We start from the raw sequence: 1,299 nt of genomic DNA on the forward strand, positions 1-1,299 counted from the left end.
GGCGGCGGCCGATGCCGCGCCGCAGCGTGCGGCAGCGGCAGCGCCGGCCGAGCTGGCGCAGGCCTTCCGCCAGCGGCTGCACGACGCGATGGCCGGCGAGCGCACCGAGCTGATGCGCGATTTCGTGCGCGAGCGCGTGCTGCGCGTGCTGCGGCTGGATGCGGCCGATGCGCCCGGCCGCGCCGACCGGCTGATGGACATCGGCTTCGATTCGCTGATGGCGGTGCAGCTGCGCAACCAGCTGGGCAGCGGGCTCGGCCTCGACAAGCCGCTGCCGGCGACGCTGATGTTCGACCACCCGACGATCGACGCGCTGGCAATCTACCTGCTGGATCGCGTGCTGCCGAAGACCGCGCCGACGGTTGTCGACAAACCGGCGCAAGCCGCGGTCCCGGACGCCTCCGTCGAGGCTGTCGCCGCGATGAGCGACGCCGAGATCGAAGCCTTGCTGATGAACCGATTGGAGGGCGTTTGACGAGTCCTGCCGCCGACACCCCCGCGCTGACCCCGCTGCAGCGCGCCTTCCTCGCCTTGCAGCAGGCGCAGGCGAAAGTGGCCGCGCTCGAAGGCGCGGCGCGCGAGCCGATCGCCATCATCGGGCTCGGCTGCCGCGTGCCCGGCGGCGGCGTCGATGCCGACAGCTTCTGGCGCCTGATGCGCGACGGCGTCGACGCGACCGGCCCGCTGCCGCGCGAGCGCTGGGATGTCGACGCGCTGTACGACCCCGATCCTGAAGTGCCCGGCCGCATCGCGACGCGCGGCGGCGGCTTCCTCGGCCCGGTCGACGGTTTCGATCCCACGTTCTTCGGCATCACGCGCCGCGAGGCGCAGGGCATGGACCCGCAGCAGCGGCTGCTGCTGGAGGTGGCCTGGGAAGCGCTGGAGCACGCCGGCCAGGCGCCCGACCGGCTGGAGCGCTCGGCAACCGGCGTGTACGTCGGCGTCTGCGCCAACGACTATGCGCAGATGCAGCTCGCGACCGGCGACCGCAGGCTGCTCGATGCGCACTTCGCGTCGGGCATCGCGCACAGCATCGCGTCGGGCCGGCTGTCGTACCTGCTCGGGCTGCAGGGGCCGAGCGTCACGCTCGACACCGCCTGCTCGTCGTCGCTGGTCGCGCTGCACCTGGCCTGCCAGGCGCTGCGTGCGCGCGACTGCCGCATGGCGCTCGCCGGCGGCGTCAACCTGATCCTGTCGCCGGACCTGTACATCGCGCTGTCGCATTCGCGCATGCTGTCGCCCGACGGCAAGTGCAAGACCTTCGATGCGGCCGCCGACGGCTTCGCGCGCGGCGAGGGC

2 protein-coding genes are annotated in these 1,299 nt (G+C 72.9%); both read left to right on the forward strand.

Annotation, left to right across the window (positions count from 1 at the left end):
* On the forward strand, positions 1-475 hold a 475-nt coding region (locus AC1D01_RS35040), incomplete at its 5' end, for an acyl carrier protein (RefSeq protein WP_477874179.1).
* The coding region (locus AC1D01_RS35045) for a beta-ketoacyl [acyl carrier protein] synthase domain-containing protein (RefSeq protein ID WP_477874181.1) at positions 472-1,299 on the forward strand (828 nt) is incomplete at its 3' end. The genes AC1D01_RS35040 and AC1D01_RS35045, both read left to right, overlap by 4 nt.

It is taken from the genome of Rhizobacter sp. P3_B12 (assembly GCF_056402895.1).